Here is a 15,642-nt window from a genome sequence, read left to right as displayed (position 1 = left end):
GATAGGGCTTTTCGTTAAACTTCGAATGATCGCTTCCCGCCTGATAGCCGAGCACAGCTTGTCCATTTCCGAGCGCATCTTCCGGGCCGGCCTCGCCTTGGCCGGCCTTCTCCTGTGGTTCTGCGCCGCTGTCCTGCCGGCCCAGGCCGTCGAGGCGGTGCGGGTTCCCGTCGATGCCCCCGTCATCGACCTGACCAATGTCGTCGAGCGCAACAAGTCCGATGGCGACGTCATCCAGATCTCGACCGCGCCGGGACCCGATGGCATCGTCCGCCGCATCGCGGTGAAGGCGCGAGAGGCCGGCGCGCGGCCGGACTGGATCGTCTTCGCGCTCACCAATGATTCCGACGAGCAGATCGACCGCTTGCTGGTCGCGCCGTTCCACCGCCTGATCGGCTCCGGCGTGGTCTGGCCCGATCTCGGCGACAAGCGCATCGAGGCGGTGACGGCGAGCCAGGGTCTCTCGCCCGACCGCGAGCCCAGCCCGGATGCCGACGTCTTCCTGATCACGCTCGACCCCGGCACGACGGTCACTTTCGTCGCCGAGCTCAAGTCGCCGAACCTGCCGCAGCTCTATCTCTACGAAGCCGAGGCCTACCGGCAGAAGACCAACGGCCTGACGCTCTACAAGGGCATCATCATCGGCATCGCCGGCCTTCTGGCGCTGTTCCTCACCATCATCTTCGTGGTCAAGGGCGCGGTGATCTTCCCGGCCGCCGCGGCGCTGGCCTGGGCGGTCCTGGCTTATGCCGGCCTCGATTTCGGCTTCTTCCAGCGGCTCTTTCCGCTGACACCGGCGATCGAACGCATCTATCGCGCCGGTGCCGAGGTGGTACTGGCGGCGACGCTGCTCGTCTTCCTCTTCGCCTATCTCAACCTGTCGCGCTGGCATGTGCGCTATGGCCACGTCACGCTGCTCTGGATTCTCGGCCTCGCCGGATTGATCGGGCTTGCCGTCTTCGACGCGCCGATGGCGTCCGGCATCGCGCGCATCTCGATCGCGGCCGTCGCGGCGATCGGCTTCATCCTAGTCGTGCATCTGGCGACGCATGGCTACGAGCGCGCGGTGATGCTGATCCCGACCTGGTTCCTGCTCGCCGTCTGGGTCACCGCCGCGAGCTTCACCGTGACCGGGCAGTTCCAGCGCGATCTGGTGGCGCCCGCCTTGTTGGGCGGCCTCGTCCTGATCGTGCTGCTCATCGGCTTCACCGTGATCCAGCATGCCTTCGCCGGCGGCGCGATCTCGCAGGGGCTGGTCTCCGATACGGAGCGCCGGGCGCTCGCCCTCTCCGGCTCGGGCGACCTTGTCTTCGACTGGGATGTCAGCTCCGACAAGATCTTCGTCTCCCCCCAGATCGAGACGCTGCTCGGCCTGCCCAAGGGCGCGCTCGAAGGCTCCGCCGCGCGCTGGCTGGAGCATATGCATGTCGCCGATCGCGACCGCTACCGCGTCACGCTCGACGCCGTGCTGGAGCAGCGCCGCGGCAAGCTCAATCTCGACCTGCGCCTGCGCTCCGCCAACGGTGCCTATCACTGGATCAACGTGAAAGCGCGGCCGGTGATCGGCTCGGACGGCGAGGTCATCCGCGTCATCGGCACGCTGGCCGATGTCACCGAGCAGCGCACCGCGCAGGAGCGCCTGCTGCACGATGCCGTCCATGACAACCTGACCGGCCTGCCCAACCGCAAGCTGTTCCAGGACCGGCTCGGTGCGATCTTCGGTTTCACCCGCGCCGACGACAATATCCGTCCGACCGTGCTGGTCATCGATGTCGACCGCTTCAAGCAGGTCAACGAATCCGTCGGCTTCTCGGCCGGCGATTCGATCCTGCTGACGCTGGCGCGCCGCCTCGGCCGGCTGCTCCGGGCGCAGGACACGCTCGCCCGCATTGGCGGCGACACCTTCGCGATGATCCTGGTCTCCGAGCGCGACCCCGAGCGTATCCTGGCGTTGGCCGAATTGGTGCGCCGCGCCGTCTCGACGCCGATCACCTATGCCGAGCGCGAGATCGTGCTGACACCCTCGATCGGGCTCGCCCTGTTCGATCCGGCCCCGGCCTCGCGCAAGGAAGACGCGCTGAAGAATGCCGAGCTCGCCATGGCCCATGCCAAGCGCCAGGGCGGCAACAAGATCGAGGTCTTCGTGCCGGCGATGCGGACCGACCGCAACGACCGCCTCGCGCTGGAGAGCGACCTGCGCCGGGCGATCGAACGCAACGAGATCCAGGTCATGTACCAGCCGATCGTCCGGCTGGAGGACCGCACCATCGCCGGGTTCGAGGCGCTGGTGCGCTGGGACCATCCGCGCGAAGGCCGCCTGATGCCGCAGGATTTCCTCGCCATCGCCGAGGAGACCGGGCTGATCGTCGATCTCGGCGTCTATGTCATGGACAAGACGGCGCGTGAGCTGGAAGCCTGGCAGGCGGCGCTGGAGGTCGACCCGCCGATCTTCGCCAGCGTCAACGTCTCGAGCCGGCAATTGCTGCGCCACGACCTGCTGCATGACGTGAAGACCGTGCTCGGGCGCCGCCGCGTGCTGCCGGGCACGCTCAAGCTCGAGATCACCGAGAGTCTCGTCATGGAGAACCCGGAATATGCCGCGCAGATGCTGCAGCGCATCCGCGATCTCGGCGCCGGCCTCTCGCTCGACGATTTCGGAACGGGCTATTCCTCGCTGTCCTACCTGCAGCGCTTCCCCTTCGACACGATCAAGATCGACCAGAGCTTCGTGCGCCAGATGGGCAATGGCCGCCCGCCAGTCATCCTGCGCTCGATCGTGCAGCTCGCCGCCGATCTCCAGATGGATGTCGTCGCGGAGGGCGCCGAGAGCGAGTCGGATGCGATCGAGCTCTACCAGCTCGGCTGCCAATACGCGCAGGGCTACATCTTCGGCCAGCCGATGACGGCAGCGGAAGCGCGGCGCCTGATGGGCGCGGCGGCTGCGGCGGCGACCGAGGCGGCTTAAGGCTCCGTCAGCAGCTCCGCTGGGCTTCCAACTCCACCGTTGTCATTCCGGGGCGCGCCGCAGGCGCGAACCCGGAACCCACGACGGGGTGAGACATTTGATGCGCGGTTGCTGGCGGCTCGCCCGGTCGTGGGTTCCGGGTTCTTCGCTTCGCGAAGCCCCGGAATGACAACGGGCAGTTCTCAGGCGTGCCCCGCCTCCCGCGACAGGAACGCCGGGTCGATGCCGATCTTGCCGAGCGCGCGCTGGTATTTGGTCTCGATGCCCTCGTCGAAGAGCAATTCAGGATCGGCGGCGCAATGCAGCCAGCCGTTGGACTGGATCTCGGCCTCCAGTTGCCCCGCAGCCCAGCCGGCATAGCCCAAAGCCAGCACCGCATTCTCCGGTCCGTCGCCATTGGCGATGGCGCGCAGGATATCGAGCGTCGCGGTGAGGCAGATGCCTTCGTCGATAGGAAGCGTCGCCGATTCCAGGAAGAAGTCCGCCGTATGCAGGACGAAGCCGCGCTTGGTCTCGACCGGCCCGCCGCGCAGCACCTGCATGCGCTCGGCCCGACTCGGCAGGCGGATCACCTCCTCGGAAGGAATCACGTCGAGCTGGACGAGCAGCTCCGGGAATTTCGTGTCGCCCGCCGGCTTGTTGACGATGATGCCCATCGCCCCATCCTCGGAATGGGCGCAGACATAGACGACGCTGCGGCTGAAACGTGTATCGGCCATGCCCGGCATCGCGATCAGGCATTGCCCATCGAGATAGGAGCGGCCGCCGACGCGCGATTGTGAGCCGATTTTCATGAGGCTCATGCTAGAGGCTCTCGGGGAGTGTCGGCAAGGCTTGGCTAAGGTCGATGACGCCGAGGAGCGCCTTCGCGGTTGCCCCCTGACCCGATCACGTTCGCGTGCACCAGCCGCGCCGCGCAACGCACGGCCGTCCCTATCGCGATTGTGCCCCAATCCTGCGCGAAGTTACCGTGAGATCGCACAGGCGCCGACCGGCGGAGGAAGACAGGTTTTGTTCGCTTTTCAGGCTCGCAATCGTTAAAGGCTGGGCCCGTGAACCGCATTCTCCCTCTGCTGGCCCTGCTGCCGCTGGCGCTTAATTCGATGGCGCAGGCGCAAGATGCCACCCACGAGGCCGCGACCTCGCCATGGTCCGCGAGCGAGCATGCGAAGCTGCGCCTGATCGCCGGACCGACCACCTCGACCGGCAAGCAGCGCGTCGGCGTCGAGATCGTGATGTCGCCGGGCTACAAGACCTATTGGCGCAGCCCCGGACAGTTCGGTGTGCCGCCGGCCTTCGACTGGTCGGGCTCGACCAATATCGGCGGGCTTGACGTGCGCTGGCCCGTGCCGGAGCGCTTCCAGGATTCGGCCGGCTATTCCATCGGCTATGTCGGCGAGGTCGTGATCCCGATCTCGGTCCAGCCCGTCGATCCGTCGCGGCCGGTGCTCGTCGTGCTCAAGCTCGACTATGCGGTCTGCGAGAAGATCTGCATCCCCGCCAAGGGCGAGGCCAGCCTGTGGCTCGAACCCGGCGTGACCACCGTGGCCTCGCCACGGCTCGAAAGCTTCGAGGCGCGCGTGCCGGTTCCGGTCAAGCCCGGCGTGCATAAGGAGAAGATCGCGATCGTCGAAGCCGCGCCCGACGACAGTGTGGTCGATCCTGGCCTGCGCCTCATCCTGCAGCCCCCGCCGGACGGCAGGATCGAGGATATCTTCGTCGAAGGCTCCGGCATGTGGTCCTTCGGCAAGTCCCGCCTGACGCCGCAGGCGGACGGCACCGTCCTCGCCCAGATCCGGATCGACGAGCGGCCGAAGGGCGTGGCCGGCCCGGTTCCGCTGATCTTCACCATGCGCGGCACGCCACGGCCGATCGAGACGCGGCTCGACCTCGACATCCCCGCCTCAAAGCCCTAATTCCTCAAGCCGGGCGGCCCCTCTGGCCGCAGGCTTCACGGAGAGACAGGCTCATGACCATCAAGGTGGGTGACAAGCTTCCCCAGGCGACGTTCCGCGTCATGACCGCCGACGGCCCCGCCGCGCGCACGACCGACGACCTGTTCAGCGGCAAGAAGGTGGTGCTCTTCGCCGTGCCCGGCGCCTTCACCCCGACCTGCCATCGCAACCACCTGCCCGGCTATCTGGAGAAGGCGGCCGAGATCCAGGCGAAGGGCGTCGACGCCATCATGGTCACCAGCACCAACGACGTCTTCGTCATGGACGCCTGGTCGAAGGCGACCGGCGGCGCCGGCGTGATCGAGTTCCTCTCGGACGGCAATGCCGATTTCGCCAAGGAGATCGGCCTCTCGCTGGACGGCTCGGGCTTCGGCCTCGGCACCCGCTCGCAGCGCTACTCGATGCTGGTCGAGGACGGCACCGTGAAGGTGCTCAGCGTCGAGGAAGCCGCCGGCAAGGCGGAAGCCTCCGGCGCCGAGGCGATGCTCGCCAAGCTCTGAGCCTCAGCGCTCGGAGAGAGATCGGAGCCCGCGCAGACACTGCGCGGGCTTTTTTGTTGGCTGGCCGTATCGGACAAATGTCTACAAAGGGTCGGAAGCGGACGCAACGCCCCTTAGACGAGGCCTCGCCGTGTGATCAGAGCGTGATTATTTCCCTCTGGAAATAACGAGATATGCCAGACTGAGACCCGCAAACATTGCTGTTGCTAGGCATGCTGTCACGAGGGCGCTTAAATCGAATTCATCGTGCGCCCTTTGAGCGACGAAGCTAGAAATAAAGCTAGCGATTATTATGACCAGTGTGGGAAACGGAGCTCGCAATATCTTCAGCATGCTAAGGCTCTGAAACTCAGAAACGGGACATTCGAGCAACGTCGCACATTCTCGAAACGACGGCTATGGGTCGATAGCCGACCTAGCTTTTGACATTGCGGGGAGTGCGCTGCCTCTTAAACTGCTCCACTTCTCCGGCACATGGAGGAGGACATGCCGTTTCAAGGCTTTGTTGTCGAACCTGCGGAGCTGGCAAAATTGGCTGGCGCTTTCGACGCCGCCTGGATGGCGGTGAACAGCGTCAACACCGTCGGCGGCCAGCAGCAGAAACGGGCGAGAGCCCGCCTGGCTGCCATCATCCTCGATCTTTGGAGAGAAAATCCCGCTCAGGCCTTGAGTGCCAGCGCTGTCGAGCGCTTCCTGGCGTCAGACCAACTCAACTGATCGATCCGATCTGCGCTTGTCATGAGACAAGCCGGAAAACCAAAGCTAGCTTCCGGGCCGGAGGAGAACACCGATGGCCGAGATCACCATTCGCCCGCTTGCCGCGACCGACAGGGAGGCGTGGACGCCGCTCTGGCATGGCTACCTGACCTTCTACAAGGCGACGCTGCCGCCCGAGATCGATGCGATCACCTTCGGGCGCCTGACCGGCGGCGAGGAGCCGATGGGCGGCTTCCTCGCCTTCCAGGGCGACAAGCCGCTCGGCATGGTCAACTGGGTGCTCCACCGCACGACCTGGAGCGAGAAGCCGATCTGCTACCTCCAGGACCTGTTCACCGTGCCGGAATCGCGCGGCACGGGCGTCGGCCGCAAGCTGATCGAGGCCGTGAACCAGATGGCACGGGCGAAGAACTGCTATCGCGTCTACTGGCAGACGCATGAATCCAACCTGCAGGGACAGGCGCTCTACGACAAGGTCGCCGACAAGTCCGGCTTCATCGTCTACCGCCAGCCGCTGGGCTGAGAGACCCGGCCGGAGCGACCGTGATCGCGATCCGGGACAGATATGAGATCATCGAGCGGCTCGGCGCCGATCCGCTCGGCAATGTCGTCCTGCTCAAGCATCTCGTGGCCTTTCCGCAGCATGCACGGGCATTTCAGCGATGCTCACCGGCCGGCACGGCGACGCTCGTCCTGCTCGACACCGCCGCCAGCGACTATGACCGCAAGAACTATCCGACAGCCGCACACGCCGCCATCCTCCGCAGCAACGACGCCGCACTGACGGATATGCTGCTGAGCGAGTTGCCGGCTGATGGCGGCATCCTCTTCAAGCTCAGCAGCCCGACCGAGCACGATGTCCTCCACCGACGCTATCCGCTCGTGCGCAAGACCAGCTTCCTGTCATTCACGTCGCCAGAGCGCGTTGCCGATCATGATGGCGCCTTCGTCGCGGACAGCGCCGCGGATGCGATGTACGCGCTCTATCGTACGCAGGATCACGAGCGGGATTGGCTCTCGCCGCTGCTGGCGGGCGGGCGCGCCTTCACATGCGTGATCGGCTCAAGCGATGAGCCGCTCTCCGTCTGCCTCGCCTTCGAGAGCTATGGCAGCGTCTGGGAGATCGGCGGCGTGGTCACGCGGCCCGACCAGCGCGGTCGTGGCCTCGGCGCGCGCGTGGTCGGCGCCGCGCTCGCCGAACTGGCGCGACGCGGGCTGCTGGCCCGCTATCAGGTCCATGAAGGCAACATCGCCTCGATCCGGCTGGCGGAGTCGCTCGCGATGAAACCGCTTCTGCGACTGACGCATTACCTGCACGAGCGTTAGTTCGCGACTTTCCGTACGGCTGGCTGCAGCTTCGTCAATCCAAAGACAGCGCAGGTCAACGCCAATCCGGAGGCAACGGTCCGGACCTGATTCCAGACCTGCCAGCGGCCGGAGTAGCCGGCCCAGATGTCCCGGGCCGCATCGATATCCGACGGGACAGGCGAGACCTTCGCCAGCGCCTCATTCATCGGGACATTGACGAGCATCGTGAGGGCGAGGCCAAAAACCGCATAGATGACGGCGGCAGCCATGAACCAGCACGCCGCCTGCCGCTGACGGGACAGGAATAGGGCGAGAGCCGTCAGCGCCAAAGCCACCGGGGTGAGAAAGAAGGCCGGGAAGAAGGTGATGTTGCGCACCGACGCATTCATTGCCTGTATCGCCGCGATGGCCACGCGCGGATCGGCCTGATCCAGCCCCCACATCGTCGAGCAGACCCAGGCGTAGAAGAAGCCGAAGATCGCGCCGCAGAGCAGGATCGACGCCGTCGACAGCATCACGAGCAGGTTGGGCATGGAGGCATCCTTAATCCGTACACATCAGTACGCTTGATTTATCCGTACATATAGATACGGACTGAATCAAGATGCGACGGAGCGTGGGATGCGGGACGAGAGCAAGGCGGAGCGCCAGCGCGAGATCGAGGCCGTGGCCTATCGGCTCATCCGGGACCGCGGCTATGGCGGCGTGTCGATGCTGGCGATCGCGAAGGAAGCGAAGGCCTCGAACGAGACGCTCTATCGCTGGTACGGCAACAAGCGTGGGCTGCTTACCGCGATGGTCGAGCGGAATGCGCAGGCAACCGCCGACATGTTGCGGGCGGCGATCGAAGATGGGGCGGACGCTATCGCCACGCTGGAGAGGATCGCTCCGATCCTGCTTTCGATGCTCCTCGGCGAGAAGGCGATCCTGCTGAACCGGGCGGCCGCTTCCGACGAGACAGGGGAGCTGGGCGCGGCGATCAATCTGGCGGGCCGCAGCGCCGTTTTTCCGCTGATCGAAACGCTGATCGCGGGCGGGATGGCGACCGGCGGGCGGGATGCCCCGTCAGCGCGCGTAGCGACAGAGTGGTTCCTCTGCCTTCTGATCGGTGATCAACAGATCAGGCGCGTCACCCGCGCGCTGGAACAGCCCAGCGAGGTGGAAATCGGTGTACGGGTCGCCAGCGCGCTCTCGGCCTTCCGAAAGCTCTGTGGACCTAGCGCCCTGGTTTGAACGGCGCCATCCCTGCTCGCGCCAGCGCATCGGCGCGCTCGTTCATCTCGTCGCCGGCATGGCCCTTGACCCATTTCCACTCGATCTTGTGGCGGCCGAGCGCGGCTTCGAGGCGCTGCCAGAGTTCGGCGTTCTTGACCGGCTTGCGGTCGGCCGTCTTCCAGCCGTTTTTCTTCCAGCCATGGATCCAGCCGGTGATGCCCTGCCGCAGATACTGGCTGTCGGTGTGGAGCGCGACCGTGACGGGGCGCTTCAGCGCCTCCAACGCTGCAATCGCCGCCATCAATTCCATGCGGTTATTGGTGGTCTGAGCTTCGCCGCCGGAGAGCTCCTTCTCGACGCCGTTGAAGGTCAGGATCGCGCCCCAGCCGCCGGGGCCCGGGTTGCCCGAGCAAGCGCCGTCCGTCCAGACTTCGACCGTATCGCTCATGACAGGCCCCGGCTGTTTTTAGCTGCGCGAATGGGGCGAGCCCAAAACGCGCCCGGGCCAGGGTTTCCCGAGCAGGCACCATCCGTCCAGACTTCGACCGTATCGCCGCTCATCGCTTCAGCCCGTATTCGCGGGCGTCAGCGATGCGCTGGTGAAAGACGAGCCTGCGGTCGTATTCGAGCGGATCGAGCGGCTTGACCAGGGCGCCCGGCGGCACGTTCAGCCAGTCGACCAGTCGCGTCACCAGGAAGCGCAGGGCCGAGCCGCGGCAGAGCTGCGGCAACGCCTCGACCTCCGCCGCCGTCAGCGGGCGCACGCTCTCGTAGCCAGCGAGCAGCGCCTGCCCCTTCGTGAGGTTGAACGAGGCATCGGCCTCGAAGCACCAGGAGTTCAGGCAGATCGCGAGATCATAGGCGAAGGCATCGGTGCAGGCGAAATAGAAGTCGATCAGGCCGGACAGCCTGTCCTTGATGAAGAAGACATTGTTCGGAAAGAGATCGGCATGGATCACGCCGCGCGGCAGGTCCTGCGGCCACGAGCGCTCATGAACCTCGACCTCCGCCATGACGCGCCGGGCCAGCCCGGGCGAGACCGTATCGGCCGCCGCACCGGCCTGCTCGGCCAGCGGACGCCAGCCCGGGACCGACAGCGAATTGACCCGCTCCATGCCGAAATCGGCACCGGCTTCGTGCAGCTGGGCAAGCCCGCGTCCGAGCTCCGCGCAATGGGTCACGTTCGGACGCCGGACGGACAGGCCGTCGAGGAAAGAGACGATCGCCGCCGGACGGCCGGCCAGCCGGCCGACGGCCGCACCATCATCCATGCGCAAGGGGACCGGGCAGATCAGGCCGCGCCGGGCGAGATGGTCCATCAGCCCGATGAAGAAGGGCAGCTCGGTCTCGTCCACCCGCTCCTCATAGAGGGTCAGGATGTAGAAGGCCTTGGTCGTGTGCAGCAGGAAATTCGAGTTCGAGACGCCCTCGGCGATGCCCTTGACGGAGAGGAGATCGCCGATGCCATAGCGCGCCACGAAGGCAGCCAACTCGTCATCGGGCACTTCGGTATAGACGGCCACGCTTGCACTCTTCTGCTGAGATTATTCCGCCGCGTCCGGCGTCGCCTCGCCGCGCAATTCGCGCGGCAGCGGGAAGAAGACGTTCTCGTCGGCGGTCGAGACGGTCTCGACGCGGACCTCGTAGCGCGCGGCGAAGGCGTCGATGATCTCCTCGACCAGCACCTCGGGCGCGCTCGCACCGGCGGTGATGCCGAGGCTGCGGATATTGCCGAAGACCGACCAGTCGATCTCGTCGGTGCGCAGCACGAGCCGCGCGACCGGGCAGCCGGCGCGCTCGGCGACCTCGCGCAGGCGCTGCGAGTTCGAGGAATTGGGCGAGCCGACGACGATCAGCCCCTCGACCAGCGGCGCGACGCGCTTCACCGCCTCCTGGCGGTTGGTCGTGGCGTAGCAGATGTCTTCCTTGTGCGGGGCGATCAGCTCCGGGAAGCGGGCCTGCAGCGCATCGACGATCTCGCGGGTGTCGTCGACCGAGAGCGTGGTCTGGGTGACATAGGCGAGCGGCTGGCCTTCCGGCGCTTCAAGCGTCGCGACGTCGTCCAGCGTCTCGATCAGCGTGATCGCGCCCTCGGGGAGCTGGCCCATCGTGCCGATGACCTCGGGATGGCCGGCATGGCCGACGAGCAGGATATGACGGCCGCGCTTGTGGTGGACCTCGGCCTCGCGATGGACCTTGGTGACCAGCGGGCAGGTCGCGTCGATGGCGAAGAGGTTGCGCGCCTTCGCGGCCGCCGGCACCGCCTTGGCGACGCCATGGGCCGAGAAGATCACGGGGCGCGTCTCGTCCGGCACCTCGTCGAGCTCGGCGACGAAGACCGCACCCTTCCGCTTCAGGGATTCGACGACGTATTTGTTGTGGACGATCTCGTGGCGGACATAGACCGGCGCGCCATGCAGCTTCAGCGCCTTCTCGACAGCGTCGATGGCGCGCACGACCCCGGCGCAGAAACCACGCGGGGCGCAAAGCAGGATGTCGAGCGGCGGCTTGGTCACGCGCGAAGAGTTCTCCAACAGTCCGCGTCTTCTTTCGGCGGGATCGGGGCGATGTCAAGGAAGCGAAGCGGCGCAGGCTGGACCGCCATGCCGATTGCCTCTCGCAGGATCGCCGTCGAAAGCCTAGATAGAAACACGGCCCGCCACGCCGCGCGTCGCGCCGGACCGCCAAGCCCGTTCCAAAAGCCCCGAGTTCCGCATGGCCGACGCCGCCTCGCATGCCAGCTATCTTCCGCCGATCCTGACCTTCTGCGCGGGGGCGGTGATCGCCGTACCCCTGTTCCGCAAGCTCGGCCAGTCGGCGGTGCTGGGTTATCTCGCGGCCGGCATCGTCATCGGCCCCTCGATCCTCGGCGTGATCAAGGATCCCGACACGATCCGCGGTACGGCCGAGATCGGCGTCGTGCTGCTGCTCTTCCTCGTCGGCCTCGAATTGCAGCCGTCGCGGCTCTACTCGATGCGCAAGGACATTCTCGGCTCCGGCCTCGCGCAGATGGCGCTCAGCGCCGGCGGCATCGGGCTGACCGGCTGGTATTTCGGCCTGTCTGCGGCGGGCGCCGTCGCGGTCGGCGTCGCGCTCGCCCTCTCGGCCACTTCGATCGCGCTGCAATTGCTGGAGGAGCGCGGCGACGGCAACGAGACCTATGGCCGGCGCACCTTCTCGATCCTGCTGTTCCAGGACATGGCGATCGCGCCCGTGCTGGCACTGCTGCCGCTGCTCGCGACCACGGGCGGCAAGGAAACCGGCAGCCCGATGATGGCGCTGGCGAGTCTCGGCATCGCGCTCTTCGCGCTGGTGCTGATCGTGCTGGCCGGGCGCTATGTGATGAACCCGTTCTTCCGCATCCTCGCCCATACCGGCGCCAAGGATGTGATGACGGCGGCTGCGCTGCTGATCGTTCTCGGCGCCGCGCTCCTGATGGAGCATGTCGGGCTCTCGATGGCGATGGGCGCTTTCCTCGCCGGCGTGATGCTGGCCGATTCGCATTTCCGGCATGAGCTGGAAGCCGATATCGAGCCGTTCCGCGGCGTGCTGCTCGGCCTGTTCTTCATGGCGGTCGGCATGTCGCTCGACCTCAAGCTCGTCGCCGATAACTGGCTGCTGCTGGCGCTCGCCGCGCCGCTGCTGGTTCTGTTCAAGATCGCGGTGGTGACCTCGATCCTGCGGCTGTCCTGCTCGTCCTGGCTCGAGGCGGTGCGGGCCGGCGCCCTGCTCTCGCCGGCTGGCGAATTCGCCTTCGTGCTGCTGCCGCTGGGCCTCGCGAACGGGCTGCTCACGGCCCAGCAATCGGCGATGGTCACCGCGCTCGCGGCGATCAGCATGCTGCTCGGTCCCGTCGTCGCCAAGCTGATCGATGCGGCACTGCTCGCCCGCATCACGCCCGCGACGATGGACGAGGACTATGAGGGCGCCGGCGACAGCCCGGTGATGGTGATCGGCTTCGGCCGTTTCGGCCAGATCGTGACGCAGGCGCTGCTGCTCCAGCATATCGATGTCACCGTCATCGATTCCGATGTCGAGCGCATCCGCTCGGCCGCGCAGTTCGGCTTCAAGATCTATTACGGCGACGGCACGCGGCTCGACGTGCTGCGCGCGGCCGGCGCCGGCAAGGCCCGCGTCATCTGCATCTGCGTCGACGACAGGCAGGCGGCGCTCCGGATCGTCGAGATGGTCAAGGCCGAGTTCCCGAGCGTGCGGCTGCATGTGCGGGCCTATGACCGCATCCATGCGATCGAGCTGATGAAGGCGAATGTCGACTTCCAGATGCGCGAGACCTTCGAATCGGCGCTGGGCTTCGGCCGCGTCACCCTGGAGACGCTGGGCCTGACCCGCGACGAGGCCGATCTCGTGATCGACCATGTCCGCGACCGCGACGCGCAGCGCATGGAGATTCAGTTCCACGAAGGGCTCGCCGCCGCGATCAACCGCGTGCCGCGCGTCACGCCGGAGCCGCTCGTGCCGCCCAAGGCCAAGTCGAAGCCGCTCACGCCGGAGACGCGGCAGGTCATCGAGGATGGCGGAGCAGAGGTCGCGGTCGGCGGCGTCGGCGAGCCCGAGCGATGAGCGAGGCTGCGGCGCGGCCGGCACAGGCCGTCTTCCTCGAGGGACCGCTGATGCGCCATGTCGCGGTGATGACCGCGACGAGTTCGGTCGGCCTGATGGCGGTCTTCGTGGTCGACCTGCTTTCGCTGCTCTACGTCTCCTGGCTCGGGCGGCCGGAGGCGACGGCCGGCGTCGGCTTCGCCACGATCGTGCTCTACCTGATGATCTCGGTGAATGTCGGGCTGATGATCGCCGTCACCGCGCTGACCTCACGCAGCATCGGTGCGGGCGACCGCCCTGCCGCACGACGCATCGCGGCCTCAACCATGGTCCTGTCGGCGCTCGTGGCGCTCGTCATCTCGCTCGCAGTGCTGCCCTTCCTGCCGAAGCTGCTCAGCCTGCTCGGTGCGCGCGACCAGTCGCATGCGGTCGCCCTCTCCTTCCTCCACATCGTGCTGCCATCGAACGCCCTGATGGCGATCGGCATGGGCCTCTCCGGCATCCTGCGCGCGGTCGGCGACGCCAGGCGCGCGATGTTCGTGACACTCGGCGGCGGCATCGCGACGGCGGGGCTCGACCCGCTGCTGATCTTCGGCTTCGGGCTCGGGCCGGACGGCGCCGCCATCGCGATCGTGCTGGCGCGTATCATCATCATCGCCATCGGCTTCCATGGCTGCGTGGTGGTGCATGACATGATCGACCGCCCGCGCCTGTCCTTCATCCGGCAGGATGCCGCCCGGACCTTCGCGATCGCGGGGCCGGCGATCCTGACCAATCTCTCGAACCCGATCGCCAACGCAGTCTTCGCCAGCGTCATAGCCCGTTTCGGCGATGCGGCGATCGCGGCGCTCGCGATCGTGGACCGGCTCGTGCCCGTCGCCTTCGGTGTGCTGTTCGCGCTGTCAGGCTCGGTCGGGCCGATCCTCGGCCAGAACTGGGGTGCCGGGCGCTTCGACCGTATGCGCCGGGGCCTGACCGATTCGGCGATCTTCGCCGGTGGCTGCGTCCTCGTCTCCTGGGCGCTGCTCTTCGCCTTCCGCGACGTCCTCGTCTCCGCCTTCCATGCGACGGGGCTGACGGCCGAGCTGGTTCTGTTCTTCTGCCTGATCGCCGGGCCGATGTGGATTTTCGTCGGCATGCTCTTCGTCGCCAATGCCGCCTTCAACAACCTCGGCATGCCGTTCATGTCGACGCTGTTCAGCTGGGGCCGCGCCACGCTGGGCACCGTGCCGCTGGCCATCCTCGGAGCGCATCTCGCCGGACCGAAGGGCGCGATGGCGGGCTCGGCGCTCGGCGCCGTCGCCTTCGGCGTGCTGGCGCTGATCTTCGCCTATCGCGGCATCACCCGGCTGGAGCGCCGGGCCGCGCAGCGGCAAGCGGCAACAGATTTGCCAGGCAAGGACACCCTGCTATCGTCGCCCTAGAGCTGGAACCAGGGGCCGGCCGGGGAGAAGCGTCCATGATGAACCTGTTCGATATCATGCAATCGGCCCAGCACGGCCAGGCGCTGCCTAACCTCGCCCAGCAATACGGACTGAGCCTGCAGCAGACGCAGGCCGCGCTCGATGCCCTGCTGCCGGCCTTCTCGATGGGGCTGCAGCGGCAGACCCGCGACCCCTACGCCTTCGGCTCGCTGGCGCAGATGATGACGGCCTCGCCCTATGCCCGCTTCTTCGAGGCCGGCGGCTACGGCATTCCGGCCGGTGCGCAGACCGCCGGCAACGACGTGCTCAGCCAGCTCTTCGGCTCGCGCGAGGTCAGCCAGGCGATCGCGGCGCAGGCGGCCGCGACCAGCGGCGTTTCGCAAGCCATCCTCAAGCAGATGCTGCCGGTCATCGCCGCGATGCTAATGGGCGGCCTGTCGAAGACATCGAGCAACGAGGGGCTGGGCGGCATCCTCGGCCAGTTCGCCGAAATGATGCGCGGCCAGATGCCCGGCATGCAGCCGGCGCCGCCGCAGCAGCCCCAGATGCCGGCCAATCCGTTCGAGGCGATCCTCAAGGGCATGTTCGGCCAGGCCGGCGGCCAGCCGCAGCCTACCCCGCAGGCCTCCCCTTCCGATCCGTTCGGCGGCGCGCTCGGCCAGATTCTCGGCGGCATGTTTGGCGGCTTAGCACCGCAGCAACCGGAGCCGGAGCCCGCTCCCCGTCCACGCAGCGCGCCGCGGCGTGCGCCCGAGCCCGAGCCGGAGGAGACGGCACCCTCATCCTCGGCCAACGGGCCGGGCTCGATCGGGCTCGACGCCCTCAACCAGATGTTCGAGCACGGCCGCCAGATCCAGGACGATCATCAGAACGCGCTGAAATCGATCCTCGACGCCATGCTCGGCGGCGGACAGGGCCGCCGCTGAGGCATTTCAACTTTCGATGTGTTGAGCGCAAGAAAAAGGGGCGGAAGCACGAAGCTCCCGCCCGCAGGGACG

Annotated in this window: 15 protein-coding genes; 10 read left to right on the top strand and 5 right to left on the bottom strand. The window is 66.7% G+C overall.

Features of this window, described 5'->3' with window-relative positions:
* Positions 1–25: 25 nt before the first annotated feature.
* Positions 26–2,965 (top strand): EAL domain-containing protein, encoded by a 2,940-nt coding sequence (locus tag NUV79_RS07510; protein ID WP_257732453.1) that lies wholly within the window; start codon positions 26–28, stop codon positions 2,963–2,965.
* 182 nt (positions 2,966–3,147) lie between these two features.
* Here NUV79_RS07510 and NUV79_RS07505 read toward each other — a convergent pair whose 3' ends face one another.
* Positions 3,148–3,768, bottom strand: a complete 621-nt coding sequence (locus NUV79_RS07505; RefSeq protein WP_257732452.1) for a YqgE/AlgH family protein — start codon at positions 3,766–3,768, stop codon at positions 3,148–3,150.
* A 249-nt stretch (positions 3,769–4,017) separates the two neighbouring features.
* Between NUV79_RS07505 and NUV79_RS07500 the strand changes: the two genes are divergently transcribed.
* The 5 genes from NUV79_RS07500 (at position 4,018) to NUV79_RS07480 (ending at position 7,463) form a co-directional block, all read left to right on the top strand.
* A complete protein-coding gene (locus tag NUV79_RS07500; RefSeq protein WP_257732451.1) occupies positions 4,018–4,881 on the top strand; it encodes a protein-disulfide reductase DsbD domain-containing protein in 864 nt (287 codons plus the stop codon).
* Positions 4,882–4,934: 53 nt separating this feature from the next.
* Positions 4,935–5,420: a peroxiredoxin gene (locus NUV79_RS07495; RefSeq protein WP_257732450.1), complete on the top strand. Its 486-nt coding sequence runs from the start codon at positions 4,935–4,937 to the stop codon at positions 5,418–5,420.
* A gap of 486 nt (positions 5,421–5,906) precedes the next feature.
* Positions 5,907–6,137, top strand: coding sequence for a hypothetical protein (locus NUV79_RS07490; protein WP_257732449.1), 231 nt, complete (start codon positions 5,907–5,909; stop codon positions 6,135–6,137).
* 73 nt (positions 6,138–6,210) lie between these two features.
* Positions 6,211–6,660 carry a GNAT family N-acetyltransferase gene (locus NUV79_RS07485; protein ID WP_257732448.1) on the top strand — a complete coding sequence of 150 codons (450 nt, stop codon included), beginning with the start codon at positions 6,211–6,213 and terminating at the stop codon, positions 6,658–6,660.
* Positions 6,661–6,680: 20 nt separating this feature from the next.
* Positions 6,681–7,463: a GNAT family N-acetyltransferase gene (locus NUV79_RS07480; protein WP_257732447.1), complete on the top strand. Its 783-nt coding sequence runs from the start codon at positions 6,681–6,683 to the stop codon at positions 7,461–7,463.
* Here the strand turns inward: NUV79_RS07480 and NUV79_RS07475 are convergent.
* Positions 7,460–7,978, bottom strand: a complete 519-nt coding sequence (locus NUV79_RS07475; protein WP_257732446.1) for an anthrone oxygenase family protein — start codon at positions 7,976–7,978, stop codon at positions 7,460–7,462. The two genes, NUV79_RS07480 and NUV79_RS07475, sit on opposite strands and share 4 nt — an antisense overlap.
* A gap of 88 nt (positions 7,979–8,066) precedes the next feature.
* On the opposite strand from NUV79_RS07475, the gene NUV79_RS07470 reads away from it, so the two are divergent.
* Positions 8,067–8,678, top strand: a complete 612-nt coding sequence (locus tag NUV79_RS07470; protein ID WP_257732445.1) for a TetR/AcrR family transcriptional regulator — start codon at positions 8,067–8,069, stop codon at positions 8,676–8,678.
* Here NUV79_RS07470 and rnhA read toward each other — a convergent pair.
* From rnhA to ispH, 3 genes are all read right to left on the bottom strand, one after another.
* On the bottom strand, positions 8,662–9,108 hold the full coding sequence (rnhA, locus tag NUV79_RS07465; protein ID WP_257732444.1) for a ribonuclease HI: 447 nt from the start codon (positions 9,106–9,108) through the stop codon (positions 8,662–8,664). The two genes, NUV79_RS07470 and rnhA, sit on opposite strands and share 17 nt — an antisense overlap.
* A gap of 109 nt (positions 9,109–9,217) precedes the next feature.
* Complete coding sequence (locus NUV79_RS07460; RefSeq protein ID WP_257732443.1) at positions 9,218–10,183, bottom strand: homoserine kinase; 966 nt, start codon at positions 10,181–10,183, stop codon at positions 9,218–9,220.
* Positions 10,184–10,204: 21 nt separating this feature from the next.
* A complete protein-coding gene (gene ispH / locus NUV79_RS07455; RefSeq protein WP_257732442.1) occupies positions 10,205–11,176 on the bottom strand; it encodes a 4-hydroxy-3-methylbut-2-enyl diphosphate reductase in 972 nt (323 codons plus the stop codon).
* A gap of 199 nt (positions 11,177–11,375) precedes the next feature.
* On the opposite strand from ispH, the gene NUV79_RS07450 reads away from it, so the two are divergent.
* Genes NUV79_RS07450 through NUV79_RS07440 form a run of 3 tightly spaced genes read left to right on the top strand, consistent with a single transcriptional unit; the run spans position 11,376 to position 15,570 of the window.
* The gene (locus NUV79_RS07450; RefSeq protein ID WP_257732441.1) at positions 11,376–13,241 is read left to right on the top strand and encodes a monovalent cation:proton antiporter-2 (CPA2) family protein; all 1,866 of its coding nucleotides are present in this window, start codon (positions 11,376–11,378) and stop codon (positions 13,239–13,241) included.
* On the top strand, positions 13,238–14,644 hold the full coding sequence (locus NUV79_RS07445; RefSeq protein ID WP_257732440.1) for an MATE family efflux transporter: 1,407 nt from the start codon (positions 13,238–13,240) through the stop codon (positions 14,642–14,644). Before NUV79_RS07450 ends, NUV79_RS07445 begins: the two co-directional genes overlap by 4 nt.
* Positions 14,645–14,679: 35 nt before the next feature.
* Positions 14,680–15,570, top strand: a complete 891-nt coding sequence (locus tag NUV79_RS07440) for a DUF937 domain-containing protein (protein ID WP_257732439.1) — start codon at positions 14,680–14,682, stop codon at positions 15,568–15,570.
* Positions 15,571–15,642: the final 72 nt, after the last annotated feature.

Source organism: Allobosea sp. 47.2.35, from assembly GCF_024655635.1.
GTDB lineage: Bacteria > Pseudomonadota > Alphaproteobacteria > Rhizobiales > Beijerinckiaceae > Allobosea.
The sequence above is the reverse complement of the archived record's forward strand: the minus strand, read 5'-3'. Positions and strand labels throughout refer to the sequence as shown.

Coding starts and splice junctions, on each gene's coding strand:
- NUV79_RS07510 (WP_257732453.1), top strand. CDS start 26: ATGATCGCTTCCCGCCTGATAGCCGAGCACAGCTTGTCCATTTCCGAG.
- NUV79_RS07505 (WP_257732452.1), bottom strand. CDS start 3,768: ATGAGCCTCATGAAAATCGGCTCACAATCGCGCGTCGGCGGCCGCTCC.
- NUV79_RS07495 (WP_257732450.1), top strand. CDS start 4,935: ATGACCATCAAGGTGGGTGACAAGCTTCCCCAGGCGACGTTCCGCGTC.
- NUV79_RS07490 (WP_257732449.1), top strand. CDS start 5,907: ATGCCGTTTCAAGGCTTTGTTGTCGAACCTGCGGAGCTGGCAAAATTG.
- NUV79_RS07485 (WP_257732448.1), top strand. CDS start 6,211: ATGGCCGAGATCACCATTCGCCCGCTTGCCGCGACCGACAGGGAGGCG.
- NUV79_RS07475 (WP_257732446.1), bottom strand. CDS start 7,978: ATGCCCAACCTGCTCGTGATGCTGTCGACGGCGTCGATCCTGCTCTGC.
- NUV79_RS07470 (WP_257732445.1), top strand. CDS start 8,067: ATGCGGGACGAGAGCAAGGCGGAGCGCCAGCGCGAGATCGAGGCCGTG.
- rnhA (WP_257732444.1), bottom strand. CDS start 9,108: ATGAGCGATACGGTCGAAGTCTGGACGGACGGCGCTTGCTCGGGCAAC.
- NUV79_RS07450 (WP_257732441.1), top strand. CDS start 11,376: ATGGCCGACGCCGCCTCGCATGCCAGCTATCTTCCGCCGATCCTGACC.
- NUV79_RS07445 (WP_257732440.1), top strand. CDS start 13,238: ATGAGCGAGGCTGCGGCGCGGCCGGCACAGGCCGTCTTCCTCGAGGGA.
- NUV79_RS07440 (WP_257732439.1), top strand. CDS start 14,680: ATGATGAACCTGTTCGATATCATGCAATCGGCCCAGCACGGCCAGGCG.